A 17,046-nucleotide genomic window follows, 5' to 3' on the forward strand; every position below is an offset into this window, starting at 1 on the left:
CATGCGCCTGGGATCGAGGCAAACCACCCGTTGCAAGCGGCAATAAACCGTCATATTGTGACAGCCATTGGACGCGACCCTATCAACAACAATAGCAAGGCCGACCATGCCCCCTGAGCAGTCCTGGCTGAGTCCAGCCGCCCACCCTGTCTATTCCCGCCTAGTGTTCGCCGAACTGCGTCGCCTTGGCTTCAGCCCGGAAACCATCCGCGCTGCCAGCGATGTCGACTGGGATGCCCTGCAGCAGGACAACCAGTTCCTCAGCCTGGAAACTATGACCAAGCTGCTCGACAGCGCCATCGCGCTGACCGGCCACCCCGGTCTGGGTTTTGCCGTTGGCATGCACACCGACGTGTCCGCCCACGGCCCCGGCGGTTACGCGGCAGCCAGCGCCCCGACCATCGGTGCGGCAATCGAAGTCATCGAGCACTACTCCACCCTACGTCAGCATCTGGGGCATTTCGTGATCGAGCGCCATGAGCCACCGGTGCTGCGACTGGACGAGGAACAGATGCCACAGCGGCTGCGCGAATACGTGCTTGGCCATTTCACTAATGCCATGTTGCGCTTGCTGGAAACCGTGAGCGGGCAGCCACTGCAGCAGGAGGTCACCCTCGAGTGGCCGTTGCCACGGCCGGACTGGGCCGATCAGGTCGCCGGGTATGCGGGGAAGTGGATCTTCGGCAGCGATGCGCTGCGCCTGCATCTGCCCGCCGGGTTGTTTGCACAAGCCTGCCTGGGGGCCGATCCGGATGTGCACCGCCAGGCCCTGCGCGATTGCGAGCACCAACTGCAGCACCAGCGCCGGGGCGGTGACCTGAGTGAGCGAATCAAGAAACGTCTGCTGAACTGCGAGTACCGCTACCCGACTCTGGCGCAGATGGCAGAGCTGGAGCACATGACCCCGCGCACCCTGATTCGCCACTTGGGCAACGAAGGTGTGCGCTTTCAGCAGTTACTGGACGAAGTACGCAGCGAGCAGGCCTGCTGGCTGCTGGAACACACCGAACTGAGTGTCGAGTTGATCGCCGAACGGCTCGGTTATCAGGACACCAGCAATTTCAGCCGCACCTTCCGGCGCTGGCTGGGTTGCCCGCCGCGCGCCTACCGGCAGCGCAGTCAGGCAACCAGCTGAGCAGAGTCAGTTAGCAGGCAGAACCCGCAGCACTTTACCGGAAGGGCTGTCGGTCAGCAGATAGACAGCACCATCTGGCCCGCTGCGAACATCACGAAAACGCTGGCCCAGCTCGGTGAACAACGACTCCTGCGCGCTGACGCTGTCGCCGTCCAGCACGACCCGACGCACTTCCTTGCCCGCCAGCGCGGAGATCAGCAGACTGTCCTGCCACGCCGGGAACAGCTCGCCCTGATACAGCGCCATACCGGACGGTGCAATCGACGGCACCCAGTAGGTCAGCGGCTGCTCCAGCCCCGGCAGCTCGGTGTAGGGTGAAATCTGCGAGCCGTTGTAGTCGACGCCGTAGGTGATCTTCGGCCAGCCATAGTTATGCCCGGCCTGAATCAGGTTCAGCTCGTCACCACCACGCGGGCCGTGCTCATGGCTAAATACCCGGCCCGCACCATCTACCACAAGACCCTGTACGTTCCGGTGACCGATGCTGTACAGCTCCGGCAGCGCGCCCTGCTGCGCAACGAAGGGGTTGTCGGCCGGTGCCGAGCCATCACGATTGAGGCGCACGATGCTGCCCAGATGGTTGCCTGTGTTCTGCGCTTGCTCGCGGAAATCGAAGCCATCACCCAGGGTCAGCAACAGCGTATTGTCCGGCAGAAAAGCAATGCGCCCGCCATAGTGCGCGCTGCCGCGCTTGGCCGGCTGCACGCGGAAGATCTCGTGGGCATTTTCCAGCGCCGCGCCGTTGAAGGTCGCCGCCGCCAGACAGGTGTGGTTCGCCTCCAGTGTGCCGCAGCTGTAGCTGAGAAACAGTTCGCCAGACTCAGCGAAATCCGGTGCCAGCGCCACATCCATCAAGCCCGCCTGGCTGTTAACGAAAGCCTCTGGCACGCCAGCCACCGGCTCGGCGCGCAACACGCCGTCAGCACCAATCAGACGCAAATGGCCAGCACGCTCGGTTACCAGCAAGCCGCCGTCAGGCAGAAACGCCAGCGACCAGGGGTTGGCCAGCCCTTCGGCAACGGTCTCGATGCGGTAGTCTGCGGCCATCGCGCCGCCGGCAAAAAGCGCCAGAACCGCACCAATCAGAGTACGTTTTTTCATCAGCAATCTCCTTACAGGCTCAACCGAGCACACGCAGCCCGCGCCGCGCCTTGGGTTTGGTCAACCGACCGAACAGCCCCGAGCCCAGACCAACGGCCGCCATCATGCTCAGCAGACCGGGCGTTTCACGCGTCGCAGCGATAAAGGTCGGCATCGGCAGCAAGGTGTTGGCCAGCGTGAAGGCCGCCCAGATGCCAACAAAACCACCCAGAAAATACAGCAGCCAACGCCACGGCTTGAAGATGCGGCCCAGCGCTTCAGCCAATGGCAGTGCCAGCAGCAGGGTCACGGCGACCATGACGACGAAAATCGGGGCAAAGGACATCAGGTCATGCAGACTGGTCTGCGCACGTGTAGCCAGATCAACCGGTACGTCCATGGCCTGCAGCGCAGCCAGATTGAATTGGGTCTGTACCAGTGAGCCCAGCAGGGTCGCCACCAGTACGGCAAGCAGATAGAGGAAGACGATCCGCAGCACGGTCATCAATTTCATTGTCGTTATCCTGTTACGCAGTGCGAGCACTCAGCTCGCGTCAGAACCATCGGGCAGGGTCGGCAGATTGCGTAATGCCTGCTCGTAGGCGGGAGTATCAAAGGCACTGTCCTGCTCCAGCATCTGATTGATGCTGTGGGCCAGAACCTGCGCCATCAGCTCGAGGATATCCTCGCGCGCGTAACCAACCAGCGTCAGCTTGTTCATGGTCGCCTGCGCGGCCGGAGGCTCACCGGCCACCAGCTGGTTTTCGATCGCTTCGATCAGTCGGGCCTCGGCGAAGGACTCATCGTCCTGTTCATCCTGATTGCTCATATCTCTGTCCTGTTGCAAAAAGGGCGGCTTGCGCCGCCCCTTTTCTGCTTACTCGACCTTGGACGCCAGCTCGCCACTCGCGTAGCGCTGGAACATACCCTCCAGGGAGATCGGCTTGATCTTGGAGGCATTGCCAGCGGTGCCGAACGCTTCGTAGCGGGCGATACAGATGTCACGCATGGCATCGACAGTCTTGGCGAAGAACTTGCGCGGGTCGAACTCGCTCGGATGCTCGGCCATCATGCGGCGCATCGCACCGGTAGACGCCAGACGCAGGTCGGTGTCGATGTTGACCTTACGCACACCGTGCTTGATGCCCTCGACGATTTCCTCGACCGGCACGCCATAGGTTTCCTTGATGTCGCCGCCGAACTCGTTGATCACCTTCAGCCACTCCTGCGGAACCGAGGAGGAGCCGTGCATCACCAGGTGGGTGTTGGGAATGCGCTTGTGAATTTCCTTGATGCGCTCAATGGACAGCACATCACCCGTCGGCGGCTTGGTGAATTTGTAGGCGCCGTGGCTGGTGCCGATGGCAATCGCCAGGGCATCAACCTGAGTAGCCTTGACGAAGGCAGCGGCTTCTTCCGGATCGGTCAGCAGCTGGCTGTGATCCAGCACGCCTTCGGCGCCAACGCCGTCTTCTTCACCGGCCATACCGGTTTCCAAGCTGCCCAGGCAGCCCAGCTCGCCTTCCACGGACACACCACAGGCGTGGGCGAACGCCACGGTCTGCTGGGTCACGCGGACGTTGTAGTCGTAGTCTGCCGGGGTCTTGCCATCTTCCTTCAGCGATCCGTCCATCATCACCGAGCTGAAACCCAGCTGGATCGAGCGCTGGCACACGTCAGGGCTGGTACCGTGATCCTGGTGCATGCACACCGGGATGTGCGGAAACTCTTCGATGGCGGCCAGGATCAGGTGGCGCAGGAAGGGTGCACCGGCGTATTTGCGAGCACCGGCAGAGGCCTGCACGATCACCGGGGAATCGGTCTTGTCGGCCGCTTCCATGATGGCGCGCATCTGCTCCAGGTTGTTGACGTTGAAGGCGGGCACGCCGTAACCGTATTCGGCGGCGTGGTCGAGCATCTGGCGCAGGCTGATAAGAGCCATGAAGCATCTCTCCGTAAATTGTAGATATCAGTTATGTAGCTGACAGCTGGAAGCCGATAGGGTGCAGTTATAGCACCGCTGCTGCAAGTTCACGAGCAGCGCCCGGCCACCAACTGGCGGTCAATCAGTATTTCAGCGCGCGCGCTGCTCGAGAATCTCGACGGCCGGCAGAACCTTGCCTTCGACGAACTCGAGGAAGGCGCCACCACCGGTAGAGATATAGGAAATCTGCTCGGCGACGCCGTACTTGTCGATAGCGGCCAGGGTGTCACCACCACCAGCGATAGAGAAGCCCTCACCTGCGGCAATAGCGTGAGCCAGCGCCTTGGTGCCTTCACCGAACTGGTCGAACTCGAAGACACCAACCGGACCGTTCCAGAGGATGGTACCGGAGGCTTTGAGCATCTCGCCGAACTGCGCGGCAGTCTGCGGACCGATGTCGAGAATCATGTCGTCATCAGCGACGTCGGCAACCGCCTTGACGGTCGCAACGGCAGTCTCGGCGAACTCCTTGGCAACCACCACGTCAACCGGCAGCGGCACGCTGACCTTGGCGGCAATAGCCTTGGCGGTATCGACCAGATCGGCTTCATACAGCGACTTGCCAACCTTGTAACCGGCCGCAGCCAGGAAGGTATTGGCGATGCCGCCACCGACGATCAGTTGGTCGCACTTTTCCGACAGCGCGGTCAGTACGTCCAGCTTGGTTGAGACCTTGGAACCAGCCACGATGGCCAGCATCGGGCGGGCTGGCTTGTCCAGCGCCTTGGCCAGCGCGTCCAGCTCGGCGGCCAGCAGCGGGCCAGCGCAGGCGATCTTGGCGAACTTGGCAACGCCGTGAGTCGAGCCCTGGGCGCGGTGAGCGGTACCGAAAGCGTCCATCACGAACACGTCGCACAGGGCAGCGTACTGCTGGGCCAGCTCGTCGGTGTTCTTCTTCTCGCCCTTGTTGAAGCGGACGTTTTCCAGCAGCACCAGCTCGCCCGGCTTGACCTCGACACCGCCGAGGTAGTCACGCACCAGCGGCACGTCACGGCCCAGCGCTTCGCTCAGGTAGGCGGCAACCGGTGCCAGGCTGTTCTCTTCACTGAATACGCCTTCTTCCGGACGGCCCAGGTGCGAGCAGACCATGACCGCGGCGCCCTTCTCCAGCGCCAGCTTGATGGTGGGCAGCGAGGCAACGATACGCGCGTCGCTGGCGACCTTGCCGTTCTTGACCGGCACGTTAAGGTCTTCACGAATCAGTACACGCTGGCCGTTCAGGTCCAGCTCATTCATGGTCAGTACGGTCATAGCCCGCTCCTTCGTTCGATAAGGGTTAATCAGTTGCGTCGCCGCTGGCGACGCTCAATTCATTCGCTGGTTTGCGCCAGCCAATACTGGGCAACATCAAGCATGCGGTTGGCGAAGCCCCACTCGTTGTCAAACCAGACCAGCAGATTGACCAGCCGCGGGCCGGACACACGGGTCTGGCTGCCATCGACAATCGCCGAGTGCGGGTCGTGGTTGAAATCACAGCTGGCGTGGGGCAGCTCGGTGTAATCGAGCAGCCCCGCATATTCACCTTCGGCCGCCGCGCGCAGCAACGCGTTGACTTCCTCTGCACTGGTATCACGCGCAGTCTGCAGGGTGATATCCAGCGCCGAGACGTTGACTGTCGGCACCCGGATCGCTTTGGCCTGAATACGCCCGGTCAACTCCGGCAGCAGTCGCTCAATGCCGCGTGCCAACCCGGTCGAGACCGGAATCATCGACTGGAAAGCCGAACGGGTGCGACGCAGGTCGGCGTGGTGGTAGGCATCAATCACCGGCTGGTCATTCATCGCCGAGTGGATGGTGGTGATGGAGACGTACTCCAGCCCAATCACCTCATTCAGCAACTTGAGCAGCGGCACGCTGCAGTTGGTAGTGCAGGACGCGTTGGACACCAGCCGTGCATCCGCCGGCAGGCAGTCGTGGTTGACGCCATACACCAGCGTGGCGTCGACCGCTTCCTCGCTGGCCATCGGCTGCGAGAACAGCACCCGCGGCACCCCCGCGTGAACAAAACGCAGCCCCTGTTCACGGGTGGTGTACTGGCCAGAACACTCCAGCAACAGGTCGATATCCAACGCCCGCCAGTCAACGCCTTCGGGCTCGGCGGCACGCAGCACCTGAATGGCCTGACCGTTGATCTGCAGCTCGTCACCGCTGACCCGCACCTGACCCGGAAAGCGGCCATGGGTGGAGTCGAAGCGCGTCAGATATTCGATGCTGTCGCGGTCGGCCAGATCATTCAGCGCTACCACCTGCACATCCAGATCACCGCGCTCATGCAGCGCGCGCAGCACGCAGCGGCCGATCCGGCCGTAACCGTTCAGGGCGATTCTGTAAGGACGCGGGTTGGGCATGGGTAATCCGAAAGATCCGGCGGCTGGCGCGCCGTTGGGGCATCCAGCCTGCGCAAAAAACGAGCGAGGGTGGGCGCCGAGGCACCCACCCGTGGTCTGGAGTTAGTCCTCCAGCAGCTCCTCGGCGACAGCCAGCAGGTTGTCGAGGGTGAAACCGAATTCCTCGAACAGCGCTGCGGCCGGGGCAGACTCACCAAAGCTCTGCATACCGATAATGCGACCGTCGAGGCCGACGTACTTGTACCAGAAGTCAGCGTGGGAGGCTTCGATGGCGATGCGTGCACCCACTTCCAGCGGCAGGACCGACTGTTTGTAGGCCGCGTCCTGCTGGTCGAACACGCTGGTAGACGGCATAGACACCACGCGAACCTTGCGGCCCTGTTCGCTCAGGGCAGCCCAGGCGTTGACCGCCAGACCGACCTCGGAACCGGTCGAGATCAGGATCAGCTCGGGCTCGCCGTCGCAGTCCTTCAGCACGTAGCCACCACGGGTAACGTTGGCCAGTTGCTCGGCGTTGCGCTCCTGATGCGGCAGGTTCTGACGCGAGAAGATCAACGCGCTCGGGCCGTCGGCACGTTCCAGCGCGTACTTCCAGGCGATTGCCGATTCAACCGCGTCAGCCGGACGCCAGGTATCCAGATTCGGCGTGCCGCGCAGGCTGGCCAGCTGCTCGATCGGCTGGTGGGTCGGGCCGTCTTCGCCCAGACCGATGGAGTCGTGGGTGTAGACGTGGATCACGCGCTGCTTCATCAGCGCCGACATGCGCACCGCGTTGCGGGCGTATTCCATGAAGATCAGGAAGGTCGCGCCGTAGGGCACGAAGCCGCCATGCAGGGCGATACCGTTCATGATCGCGGTCATACCGAATTCGCGTACGCCGTAGAACAAGTAGTTACCGGAAGCGTCAGCGGCCTCGACACCCTTGCAGCCTTTCCACAGGGTCAGGTTGGACCCGGCCAGGTCAGCGGAGCCGCCGAGCATTTCCGGCAGCAGCGGGCCGAAGGCGTTCAGGGTGTTCTGGCTGGCCTTGCGGCTGGCGATGGTTTCACCCTTGGCAACTACTTCAGCGATGTAGGCATCAGCCTTGGCGCTGAAGTCGGCCGGCAGATCACCTGCCAGACGACGCAGCAGTTCGGCAGCCAGTTCCGGGAAGGCAGCCTGGTAGGCGGCAAACTTGTCGTTCCAGGCGGCTTCGGCCTTGGCACCAGCCTCGTGGGCATCCCACTCAGCCTTGATGTCAGCCGGGATTTCGAACGCGGCGTGCGGCCAGTTCAGGGCTTCACGGGTGGCAGCGATTTCCGCCTCGCCCAGTGCCGCACCGTGACACTCTTCCTTGCCCTGCTTGTTCGGCGAGCCGAAACCAATGATGGTCTTGCAGCAGATCAGGGTCGGCTGCTCGGTGTTCTTGCGTGCGGTTTCAATCGCAGTCTTGATTTCGTCGGCATCGTGGCCGTCGACATTGCGGATCACCTGCCAGCCGTAAGACTCGAAACGCTTCGGCGTGTCGTCGGTAAACCAGCCTTCAACTTCACCGTCGATGGAGATGCCGTTGTCGTCGTAGAACGCAACCAGCTTGCCCAGACCCAGGGTGCCTGCCAGCGAGCAGACTTCGTGGGAAATACCTTCCATCATGCAGCCGTCGCCGAGGAACACGTAGGTGTTGTGGTCGACGATCTGATGACCTTCGCGGTTGAACTGAGCCGCCAATACCTTTTCGGCAATCGCCATGCCCACGGCGTTGGCGATGCCCTGACCCAGCGGGCCGGTGGTGGTTTCAACGCCCGGGGTATAACCGTATTCCGGATGGCCCGGGGTCTTGCTGTGCAGCTGACGGAAGTTCTTGATGTCGTCGATGCTGACGTCGTAGCCAGTCAGGTGCAGCAGCGAGTAGATCAGCATGGAGCCGTGACCGTTGGACAGCACGAAGCGGTCACGGTCGGCGAAATTCGGGTTGGCCGGGTTGTGCTTCAGATAGTCGCGCCACAGGACTTCGGCGATATCCGCCATACCCATGGGCGCACCGGGGTGGCCGCTGTTGGCTTTCTGCACGGCATCCATGCTGAGGGCACGAATGGCATTGGCACGGTCACGACGACTGGGCATGAACAACTCCTGTGGTTGGCAAGGCATGGGGCTTTTACCGCGTCAGGCGGTTACCCGGAAAAAGAAGGCGGGCATTTTCGCGCAAACGGCGGCCTCGGGCAATGAAAACACCGTTTCGACTGCGGTTATCGCTCTGCCGCCGGACGAACGGAGCAACCTATATCAAAGTTTTTTGATATAGCCGTTGCGACACCGCCCGATCACCACTAAACTGCGCGGCATGAACCAGATTGCGCGACTTCCCGCCGCCAGCACCAGCCAGACCGACGACCTCGCCGCCTTTTGCAAGGCTGCGGGTGATGCCCTGCGGCTGGACATCCTGCGCGTCCTGCGCAGCGATTCGTTCGGCGTATTGGAACTGGCGCAGATCTTCGACATGCGCCAATCCGGCATGAGCCACCACCTCAAGGTGCTCGCCAACGCCGGACTGGTCAGCACCCGCCGCGAAGGCAACTCGATCTTCTACCGCCGCAGCCTGCCAGTCAGCGACCAGCCGTGGCATCGCCTGCACAGCCAGCTACTGAGCGAACTCGACAGCCAGCCGGATGACCCGCAACTGGCACAGGCCATCGCCGCCGTCCATGCCCAGCGTGCAGAGCTGTCGCGGCAGTTCTTCGCCCGCTTTGCCGACGGCACCCCGGCGCAGCAGGACCTGATCGCGCACTTCGGCATCTACCGCGAGCCGCTGCTGAACCTGATTGACGCCCTGCCACTGCCAGGTCACCAGTTGGCGATCGAGATCGGCCCGGGTGAAGGCGGTTTTCTGCCCAGCCTGGCCAGCCGCTTCCAGCGCGTAGTCGCACTCGACAACGCCGACGCGATGCTTGAGCGCGCCCGCCAGCAGTGTCAGGAAGCGGGCCTCAGCAACGTCGACTGCCTGCTCGCTGACGCCCTGCTGCCACAGCAGCTGCCGCTGGCCGACTGCGTAGTCTGCAACATGGTGCTGCACCACATGCCCGCGCCCGCCGAAGCACTCAAGCGCTTTGCCACGCTGCTCAAGCCGGGCGGCAGTCTGGTGCTGACCGAGCTGTGCAGCCACGACCAGAGCTGGGTGCGCGACAGCTGCGGCGATCTGTGGCTAGGCTTTGACCAAGACGATATTGCACGTTGGGCCGAGGCTGCCGGACTGCGTCCGGGCAACAGCCAGTACATCGGCCTGCGTAACGGCTTTCAGCTGCAGCTGCAGCAGTTGGCCAAACCCGAATCCCCTTCTCCCGAGGACAGGAAAGACCCATGAGCGATTATTCGATTTTCACCTCCGAATCCGTGTCCGAAGGCCATCCGGACAAACTGGCCGACCAGATTTCCGACGCGGTACTGGACGCCATCCTGACTGAAGACAAGTTTGCCCGGGTCGCCTGCGAAACCATGGTCAAGACCGGTGTTGCCATCGTCGGCGGTGAAATCACCACCAGCGCCTGGGTCGATCTGGAAGATCTGGTGCGCGGCGTGATCTGCGACATCGGCTACACCTCCTCCGACGTCGGTTACGACGGCGCCACCTGCGGCGTGATCAACATCATCGGCAAGCAGTCGCCGGACATCGCCCAGGGCGTTGACCGTCAGAAGCCGGAAGATCAGGGCGCCGGCGACCAGGGCCTGATGTTCGGCTACGCCAGCAATGAAACCGACGTACTGATGCCTGCTCCGATCACCTTCGCTCACCGTCTGGTCGAGCGTCAGGCCGAAGCCCGCAAGGACGGCAGCCTCGGCTGGCTGCGCCCGGACGCCAAGTCGCAGGTCACCTGCCGCTACGAAAACGGCATCGTCACCGGCATCGACGCCATTGTGCTGTCGACCCAGCACAACCCGGACATCAGCCAGGCGGATCTGCGCGAAGCGGTAATGGAAGAGATCGTCAAGAAGGTGATCCCGGCCGAGCTGCTGCACGCCGACACCCAGTATCACATCAACCCGACCGGCAAATTCGTCATCGGTGGCCCGGTGGGTGACTGCGGTCTGACCGGCCGCAAGATCATCGTCGACACCTACGGCGGCATGGCTCGTCACGGCGGCGGCGCGTTCTCCGGCAAGGACCCGTCCAAGGTTGACCGCAGCGCCGCCTACGCCGGCCGTTACGTGGCCAAGAACATCGTCGCTGCCGGTCTGGCCGACAAGTGCGAAATTCAGGTCTCTTACGCCATCGGCGTGGCGCAGCCGACCTCGGTATCGATCAATACCTTCGGCACCGGCAAGATCAGCGACGAGAAGATCATCCAGCTGGTTCGTCAGCACTTCGACCTGCGCCCGTACGCAATCACCCGGATGCTCGACCTGCTGCACCCGATGTACCGCGCGACTGCCGCGTACGGGCACTTCGGCCGTAACCCGTTCGAGATGACCGTCAAGGGTGACACCTTCACGGCCTTCCCGTGGGAGAAGACTGACAAGGCCGACGCGCTGCGCGCCGACGCCTGATCGAAGCAAAGGCGCTCAGACTGGTGTCTGCGCGCCTGGAGCCTTAACGGCGGTAGCCGTCGTGACAGCTCTTGCAGGACTCCTGAACCGCACGCAGCTGATCAGCCGCCTGATCCAGCGAACGGATACCCAGCGAGGTAACCGCGTGCAGATCGGCAACCTTGGTCTTGAAGTCGTCGATGGCCAGGGCAAAGCCTTCAGGATCGGACCAGACGGTGTCCTTGGTGCGGTTCGGCTCCGGGTCATCACCCGGCGCTGGGAAGTGTTCCCAAGGCTGATCGGCGAGTTGGGCCAGCGTATCGGCCTTGTTCATGAACTCGGCGATACTTGGGGTGACACGGCCAGTCAGCATGCCGCTCATCGGCTCGGTCTGGCGCAGCATCTGCTTGAACAGCGCCTGGCGCTTGCCTTCGTGCGAGTTGGGATCAGGCTCATTGTTGCAGCCGGCCAAAGCCGCGCCGAGCAACAGAGCTACAACGAGTTTTCGGTATGGAACAGAGGTCATGTTTCATCCAGACGACATACAGGAGGGGCGACAGTATCGCCTCTGAACCCATTCCGGCCAAGGCGCCTTCCTGCGGGAACACGCCAGCCGGGTAACTTCAGCCCCGGACGAGGGGCGCTGCAGCAGCGGATTCAGCCGCTGCCAGGCTCGTCCGGGGCGTGCGACATTTAACCGCGCCCATTCGCAACCACGAATGGAGAAATCAGATGAGTGCCGTGATCAACAACGCCTTCACCGACTACAAGGTCGCCGACATCAGCCTGGCCGATTGGGGCCGCCGCGAGATCATCATCGCCGAGTCGGAAATGCCCGCCCTGATGGGTCTGCGCCGCAAGTACGCTGGCGAACAGCCGCTCAAGGGCGCCAAGATTCTGGGCTGTATCCACATGACCATCCAGACCGCCGTGCTGATCGAAACCCTGACTGCTCTGGGCGCCGAAGTACGCTGGTCCTCCTGCAACATCTTCTCTACCCAGGATCAAGCCGCCGCCGCCATTGCCGCTGCCGGCATCCCGGTATTTGCCTGGAAAGGCGAGACCGAAGAAGAGTACGAGTGGTGCATCGAGCAGACCATCCTCAAGGACGGCCAGCCGTGGGACGCCAACATGGTGCTGGACGACGGCGGTGACCTGACCGAAATCCTGCACAAGAAATACCCGGCAATGCTGGACAAGATCCACGGCATCACCGAAGAGACCACCACCGGCGTACACCGCCTGCTCGACATGCTCAAGGCTGGCACCCTGAAAGTCCCGGCGATCAACGTCAACGACTCGGTCACCAAGAGCAAGAACGACAACAAGTACGGCTGCCGTCACAGCCTGAACGATGCCATCAAGCGCGGCACCGACCACCTGCTGTCCGGCAAGCAGGCGCTGGTCATCGGTTACGGTGACGTGGGCAAGGGCTCTGCACAGTCGCTGCGCCAGGAAGGCATGATCGTCAAGGTCACCGAAATCGACCCGATCTGCGCCATGCAGGCCTGCATGGACGGCTTCGAAGTCGTCTCCCCGTACCTGAACGGCATCAACGACGGCACCGACGCCTGCATCGACGCCGCGCTGCTGGGCAAGATCGACCTGATCGTCACCACCACTGGTAACGCCAACGTCTGCGACGCCGGCATGCTGAAAGCACTGAAGAAGCGCGCTGTGGTCTGCAACATCGGTCACTTCGACAACGAGATCGATACCGCCTTCATGCGCGCCAACTGGGGCTGGGAAGAGGTCAAGCCGCAGGTGCACAAGATTCACCGCACCGGCAAGACCGTTGACGCCACCAACGACGACTACCTGATCCTGCTGGCCGAAGGCCGTCTGGTGAACCTGGGTAACGCCACCGGCCACCCCTCGCGCATCATGGACGGTTCCTTCGCCAACCAGGTGCTGGCGCAGATCCACCTGTTCGAGCGCAAGTTCGCCGACCTGTCTGCCGAAGGCAAAGCCGCCGCGCTGACCGTTGAAGTGCTGCCGAAGAAGCTGGACGAAGAAGTCGCACTGGAAATGGTCAAGGGCTTCGGTGGCGTTGTCACCCAGCTGACCAAGACCCAGGCCGACTACATCGGCGTCACCGTCGAAGGCCCGTTCAAGCCCGACAGCTACCGTTACTGATACCGCGACAGCGCGCTGCGGCCTGACCCGCAGTGCGCTGCTGCGCAGATAGAGATAGACGATGACCCAAGCATTCGACAACGCGCCGATCAGCTTCGAATTTTTCCCGACCAAGACCGAAGCCGGCCACGAAAAACTGCTCGCCACCGCCCAGACTCTGGCCGCGGCAAGCCCTGAATTCTTCTCCGTCACCTACGGCGCCGGCGGCTCCACCCGTGACGGCACTCGCCGCACCGTGCTGCAGCTGGACGGCGAGGTGAAGGTCCCGACCGCACCCCACCTGTCCTGCGTCGGCGACTCGCGCGAAGACCTGCGCACCCTGATCAACGACTACCGCGCCAACGGCATCCAGCGAATCGTAGCCCTGCGCGGCGACCTGCCCTCCGGTATGGGCCATGCCAGCGGCGAGCTGCGCTACGCCAACGAGCTGGTCGAGTTCATCCGCGCCGAGACCGGTGATCACTTCACCATCGAAGTCGCCGCCTACCCGGAATCGCATCCGCAGGCACCGAACTTCGAAACCGATCTGCAGAACTTCATCCGCAAGGCCAAGGCCGGTGCGGACAGCGCGATCACCCAGTACTTTTTCAACGCCGACTGCTACTTCCACTTCGTGGATCGCGTACGTCAGGCGGGTGTCGACATCCCGATCATCCCGGGCATCATGCCGATCACCAACTACACCAAACTGGCGCGTTTCTCCGACGCCTGCGGTGCAGAGATTCCACGCTGGATCCGCAAGCAGCTGGAAGCCTACGGTGACGACAGCGACAGCATTGGCGCCTTCGGCACCGAAGTAATCAGCCAACTGTGCGAGCGCCTGCTGGCTGGCGGCGCACCGGGTCTGCACTTCTACACCCTCAACCAGGCTGAGCCCAGCCTCGCCGTCGTGCGCAACCTGCGCGGCAACCGTTGAGTCGGTCGAGTTGCCGGCAACACCGGCAACTCGATCATGCGAGTACCTGCAAAGCACGCTAGACTGCGGCCATGACTCGACTTCATGGCCTGCTGACCCTCGCCCTGGCATTGCTCGCCGCCCCCCTCAAGGCTGAGCCGCTGATCATTGTCAGCGAGCCTTGGCCGCCTTACGTATTTGCAGAAAACAACGTCATGCGCGGTGTCGATTACGAGGTTAGTGACCGGCTCTTGCGGGAGCTCGGCTATCAGCCGGAGTGGCGCATGATGCCGTGGAAGCGGGCCCTGCATGAGGTGCGCGAGGGTCACGCCGACGCCATTCTCGATGTTGGCATCAACGACCAGCGCCGGCAGGAATATCACTATCCGAGCGAGCCGCTCTCGCACAGCGAAACGGTACTGTTCTATCGGAAGGCACGGCCATTTCCCTTTACCGGCATCGCGGATCTGAGTGGCCTGCGCATCGGCATTTCGGCGGGATACAGCTACGGCAACGCCGAATTCAAGGCCGCAGACAACTTCGAGCGCTGGCCCTGCCCTTCAATTGAGACTTGCCTGCTGATGCTGCAGCACGGTCGCATCGACATGCTGCCGATCAATCGCCGGGTTGGTCTCTACAGCATCAGGCAGCTCGCGCTGAATAACCTCATCGCCCACCATCAAACCGCACTGAGCAGTGGCGAGCTCTATCTCGCATTCGCGCGCAGGCCTGCACTGGCTGAACTCGCAGACCGCTTCGGCGACGCACTGCAACAATTCAAGCAGTCGGACGACTACCAGCAGCTGCTGCAACAGTACGGCGTACGATAACGCCTACCACCGGGCAGTCTGCTATATGCGCCCGAGCCCTTTCTGTTATACTCGCGCCGCTTCAGGAAGCACTGAACAACTCCGCCTGCTCTCTGGCCTTCCGATCAACTGCGCAACAGGCGCACTATCGAAGGCATGCCAGGATCAGTCGCAGCCGCCACGCAGAGAGCGGCTTGCAGCGACGGTCCACAGGGCGAGCGCTCAACCCACGTAGCAACTGTCTTGTATTCGTGCCCGGGGCAATACCTCATGCGCAAACGTCAGACAGTAGTGGCCTTGAACCCTCGTAGCGCGCATGCGATGTCAAACACTGCTTCCTTTCATTCCAGGCCGCACGGACAAGCGGCAGCCGCACGGTGCCAAGCACCAGCCCGCTGCCCTCTGCACGTTCGCAACGGCCATCACAGGGTTATTCTGAATGTCCTTTGCCTCCTTGGGCCTGTCGGACGCGTTGGTACGCGCCGTGGCAGCCACTGGTTACAACACTCCCACCCCGGTTCAGCTGCAAGCCATTCCGGCTGTTCTCGAAGGTCGCGACCTGATGGTTGCGGCACAAACCGGTACCGGCAAGACCGCCGGTTTTGCACTGCCGGTCATTGAACGTCTGTTCCCCGCTGGCGAAACCGGCGGCAAGCGCCCGGGCGCCAAGCAAGTTCGCGTGCTGGTGCTGACGCCTACCCGCGAGCTCGCCGCTCAGGTTCACGACAGCATCCGCGCCTACGCCGCCGAGCTGCCGCTCAAATCCGCCTGCATCTTCGGTGGCGTTGGTGCCAACCCGCAGATGAAGGCCATCGCACCCGGTCTCGATATCCTGGTTGCCTGCCCCGGCCGCCTGCTCGATCTGGTCGGCCAGAAGGCCGTTGACCTGTCCAAGGTCGAAATCCTGGTCCTCGACGAAGCCGACCGCATGCTCGACATGGGCTTTGTCCATGACGTCAAAAAGGTCATCGCCAAGCTGCCGGCCAAGCGCCAGAACCTGCTGTTCTCGGCCACCTTCTCGAAAGACATCACCGATCTGGCCAACAAGCTGCTCGACAACCCGGCCCGTATCGAAGTGACGCCGCCGAACACCACGGTTGAACGCATCAACCAGAAGGTCTACCGCGTTGCCGCCGGCCACAAGCGCGCGCTGGTGGCCCACCTGGTTACCCAGGGTGCGTGGGAGCAGGTGCTGATCTTTACCCGCACCAAGCATGGCGCCAACCGTCTGGCCGAGTATCTGGTCAAAAACGGCCTGCCGGCTGCGGCCATTCATGGCAACAAGAGCCAGAGCGCGCGCACCAAGGCCCTGGCTGACTTCAAGGCCAACGCCCTGCGTATTCTGGTTGCCACCGACATCGCCGCCCGCGGTCTGGATATCGACCAACTGCCCCACGTCATCAACTTCGAGCTGCCCAACGTGTCGGAAGACTACGTCCACCGCATCGGCCGTACCGGCCGTGCCGGTCGCAGCGGCGAAGCGGTTTCGCTGGTCAGCCCGGACGAAGACAAGCTGCTGCGTTCGATTGAGCGCATGACCAAGCAACGCATTGAAGAAGGCACCCTCGAAGGCTTTGAGCCGCCGGCACAAGCCGAGCTGAACAACGACCGTCCTGAGCGCCCGGAGCGTGGTGAGCGCGGTGATCGTCCGCGTGGCCAGAACCCACGCAACAACACTGGCGCACGCAACAACCGTGGCCAAGGCGGCCAGGGCGGCAAGCGCAACGCTCAAAGCCAAGGCCAGGGCCAATCGCAAGGTCAGGGCGCCCGTGCAAACGGCAGCAACGCGGGTAACGGCGGCAAGGGCAACGGTGGCGGCAACGGCCAGCCACGCGGTCAGCGTCGCGACGAACGCCAGCGCGGCGAGCAACGCCCGCACCAGCAGCGCCAGCGCGCGGCCGGTCAGCCACGCGTCATGCCCGGTATTCATGCTCCGGAAGATCCGGTCGCGATTGAACGCCGCCGTCAGGCGCTCGGCAATCGCATCGAGCCGGAAGTCGAAGAGCGCAAGCCAGCCAATCGCAAGCAGGGCGGCCGCCCGCAGCGCGAAAAGCCGGCACTGCTCGGCCCTCGCTGAGTAGCAAAAAACGGGAGCCTGGCTCCCGTTCAGACTGCTGACAAAGCCCCTAGCCGAAAGGCGGGGGCTTTTGTTTAATGAG

General features: G+C 62.6%; 16 protein-coding genes and 1 riboswitch. Of the genes, 8 read left to right on the top strand and 8 right to left on the bottom strand.

Annotated elements, in window-relative coordinates:
- Positions 1–106 precede the first annotated feature (106 nt).
- Complete coding sequence (locus tag AAFM31_RS11075) at positions 107–1,135, top strand: AraC family transcriptional regulator ligand-binding domain-containing protein (RefSeq protein ID WP_341707986.1); 1,029 nt, start codon at positions 107–109, stop codon at positions 1,133–1,135.
- Between the two features lie 6 nt (positions 1,136–1,141).
- Here the strand turns inward: AAFM31_RS11075 and AAFM31_RS11080 are convergent, their stop codons facing one another.
- From AAFM31_RS11080 to tkt, 7 genes are all read right to left on the bottom strand, one after another.
- Positions 1,142–2,236 (bottom strand): PQQ-dependent sugar dehydrogenase, encoded by a 1,095-nt coding sequence (locus AAFM31_RS11080; protein ID WP_341707987.1) that lies wholly within the window; start codon positions 2,234–2,236, stop codon positions 1,142–1,144.
- Between the two features lie 19 nt (positions 2,237–2,255).
- Positions 2,256–2,729 (bottom strand): hypothetical protein, encoded by a 474-nt coding sequence (locus tag AAFM31_RS11085; RefSeq protein WP_341707989.1) that lies wholly within the window; start codon positions 2,727–2,729, stop codon positions 2,256–2,258.
- 30 nt (positions 2,730–2,759) lie between these two features.
- Positions 2,760–3,044, bottom strand: coding sequence for a hypothetical protein (locus tag AAFM31_RS11090; protein WP_341707990.1), 285 nt, complete (start codon positions 3,042–3,044; stop codon positions 2,760–2,762).
- Between the two features lie 48 nt (positions 3,045–3,092).
- The gene (gene fba, locus AAFM31_RS11095; RefSeq protein ID WP_341707991.1) at positions 3,093–4,157 is read right to left on the bottom strand and encodes a class II fructose-bisphosphate aldolase; all 1,065 of its coding nucleotides are present in this window, start codon (positions 4,155–4,157) and stop codon (positions 3,093–3,095) included.
- A gap of 132 nt (positions 4,158–4,289) precedes the next feature.
- Entirely contained in the window at positions 4,290–5,450 is a 1,161-nt protein-coding gene (locus AAFM31_RS11100; protein ID WP_341707992.1) for a phosphoglycerate kinase, read from the bottom strand.
- A gap of 59 nt (positions 5,451–5,509) precedes the next feature.
- Entirely contained in the window at positions 5,510–6,547 is a 1,038-nt protein-coding gene (gene epd / locus AAFM31_RS11105) for an erythrose-4-phosphate dehydrogenase (RefSeq protein WP_341707993.1), read from the bottom strand.
- 102 nt (positions 6,548–6,649) lie between these two features.
- Entirely contained in the window at positions 6,650–8,650 is a 2,001-nt protein-coding gene (gene tkt, locus AAFM31_RS11110; protein WP_341707995.1) for a transketolase, read from the bottom strand.
- On the opposite strand from tkt, the gene AAFM31_RS11115 reads away from it, so the two are divergent.
- Genes AAFM31_RS11115 through metK form a run of 3 tightly spaced genes read left to right on the top strand, consistent with a single transcriptional unit; the run spans position 8,649 to position 11,068 of the window.
- Positions 8,649–8,831 carry a hypothetical protein gene (locus tag AAFM31_RS11115; protein ID WP_341707996.1) on the top strand — a complete coding sequence of 61 codons (183 nt, stop codon included), beginning with the start codon at positions 8,649–8,651 and terminating at the stop codon, positions 8,829–8,831. The genes tkt and AAFM31_RS11115 overlap by 2 nt on opposite strands.
- Positions 8,832–8,870: 39 nt before the next feature.
- Positions 8,871–9,887, top strand: coding sequence for a metalloregulator ArsR/SmtB family transcription factor (locus AAFM31_RS11120; protein WP_341707998.1), 1,017 nt, complete (start codon positions 8,871–8,873; stop codon positions 9,885–9,887).
- Positions 9,884–11,068 carry a methionine adenosyltransferase gene (metK, locus tag AAFM31_RS11125; RefSeq protein WP_341707999.1) on the top strand — a complete coding sequence of 395 codons (1,185 nt, stop codon included), beginning with the start codon at positions 9,884–9,886 and terminating at the stop codon, positions 11,066–11,068. The genes AAFM31_RS11120 and metK overlap by 4 nt, the downstream gene beginning before the upstream one ends.
- A gap of 43 nt (positions 11,069–11,111) precedes the next feature.
- Here metK and AAFM31_RS11130 read toward each other — a convergent pair whose 3' ends face one another.
- On the bottom strand, positions 11,112–11,573 hold the full coding sequence (locus tag AAFM31_RS11130; RefSeq protein ID WP_341708000.1) for a cytochrome c: 462 nt from the start codon (positions 11,571–11,573) through the stop codon (positions 11,112–11,114).
- A 103-nt stretch (positions 11,574–11,676) separates the two neighbouring features.
- Positions 11,677–11,759: riboswitch (S-adenosyl-L-homocysteine riboswitch) on the top strand.
- Between the two features lie 20 nt (positions 11,760–11,779).
- Here AAFM31_RS11130 and ahcY point away from each other — a divergent pair.
- The 4 genes from ahcY to AAFM31_RS11150 all read left to right on the top strand — a co-directional run bounded on the left by ahcY (position 11,780) and on the right by AAFM31_RS11150 (position 16,964).
- Positions 11,780–13,183, top strand: coding sequence for an adenosylhomocysteinase (gene ahcY, locus AAFM31_RS11135; protein WP_341708002.1), 1,404 nt, complete (start codon positions 11,780–11,782; stop codon positions 13,181–13,183).
- Positions 13,184–13,244: 61 nt separating this feature from the next.
- Positions 13,245–14,099, top strand: a complete 855-nt coding sequence (gene metF / locus AAFM31_RS11140; protein WP_341708004.1) for a methylenetetrahydrofolate reductase [NAD(P)H] — start codon at positions 13,245–13,247, stop codon at positions 14,097–14,099.
- Between the two features lie 71 nt (positions 14,100–14,170).
- Positions 14,171–14,908, top strand: a complete 738-nt coding sequence (locus AAFM31_RS11145) for a transporter substrate-binding domain-containing protein (protein ID WP_341708006.1) — start codon at positions 14,171–14,173, stop codon at positions 14,906–14,908.
- A gap of 418 nt (positions 14,909–15,326) precedes the next feature.
- Positions 15,327–16,964, top strand: a complete 1,638-nt coding sequence (locus AAFM31_RS11150; RefSeq protein ID WP_341708008.1) for a DEAD/DEAH box helicase — start codon at positions 15,327–15,329, stop codon at positions 16,962–16,964.
- Positions 16,965–17,046 lie beyond the last annotated feature (82 nt).

This window comes from Halopseudomonas sp. (assembly GCF_038130085.1).
GTDB lineage: Bacteria > Pseudomonadota > Gammaproteobacteria > Pseudomonadales > Pseudomonadaceae > Halopseudomonas.

What these genes read in the sequence shown, in the direction of transcription:
- AAFM31_RS11085 (WP_341707989.1), bottom strand. Translation starts at nt 2,729, where the DNA reads ATGAAATTGATGACCGTGCTGCGGATCGTCTTCCTCTATCTGCTTGCC.
- epd (WP_341707993.1), bottom strand. Translation starts at nt 6,547, where the DNA reads ATGCCCAACCCGCGTCCTTACAGAATCGCCCTGAACGGTTACGGCCGG.
- tkt (WP_341707995.1), bottom strand. Translation starts at nt 8,650, where the DNA reads ATGCCCAGTCGTCGTGACCGTGCCAATGCCATTCGTGCCCTCAGCATG.
- AAFM31_RS11075 (WP_341707986.1), top strand. Translation starts at nt 107, where the DNA reads ATGCCCCCTGAGCAGTCCTGGCTGAGTCCAGCCGCCCACCCTGTCTAT.
- AAFM31_RS11090 (WP_341707990.1), bottom strand. Translation starts at nt 3,044, where the DNA reads ATGAGCAATCAGGATGAACAGGACGATGAGTCCTTCGCCGAGGCCCGA.
- AAFM31_RS11145 (WP_341708006.1), top strand. Translation starts at nt 14,171, where the DNA reads ATGACTCGACTTCATGGCCTGCTGACCCTCGCCCTGGCATTGCTCGCC.
- metF (WP_341708004.1), top strand. Translation starts at nt 13,245, where the DNA reads ATGACCCAAGCATTCGACAACGCGCCGATCAGCTTCGAATTTTTCCCG.
- AAFM31_RS11150 (WP_341708008.1), top strand. Translation starts at nt 15,327, where the DNA reads ATGTCCTTTGCCTCCTTGGGCCTGTCGGACGCGTTGGTACGCGCCGTG.
- AAFM31_RS11080 (WP_341707987.1), bottom strand. Translation starts at nt 2,236, where the DNA reads ATGAAAAAACGTACTCTGATTGGTGCGGTTCTGGCGCTTTTTGCCGGC.
- AAFM31_RS11120 (WP_341707998.1), top strand. Translation starts at nt 8,871, where the DNA reads ATGAACCAGATTGCGCGACTTCCCGCCGCCAGCACCAGCCAGACCGAC.
- ahcY (WP_341708002.1), top strand. Translation starts at nt 11,780, where the DNA reads ATGAGTGCCGTGATCAACAACGCCTTCACCGACTACAAGGTCGCCGAC.
- metK (WP_341707999.1), top strand. Translation starts at nt 9,884, where the DNA reads ATGAGCGATTATTCGATTTTCACCTCCGAATCCGTGTCCGAAGGCCAT.
- fba (WP_341707991.1), bottom strand. Translation starts at nt 4,157, where the DNA reads ATGGCTCTTATCAGCCTGCGCCAGATGCTCGACCACGCCGCCGAATAC.
- AAFM31_RS11100 (WP_341707992.1), bottom strand. Translation starts at nt 5,450, where the DNA reads ATGACCGTACTGACCATGAATGAGCTGGACCTGAACGGCCAGCGTGTA.
- AAFM31_RS11115 (WP_341707996.1), top strand. Translation starts at nt 8,649, where the DNA reads ATGAACAACTCCTGTGGTTGGCAAGGCATGGGGCTTTTACCGCGTCAG.
- AAFM31_RS11130 (WP_341708000.1), bottom strand. Translation starts at nt 11,573, where the DNA reads ATGACCTCTGTTCCATACCGAAAACTCGTTGTAGCTCTGTTGCTCGGC.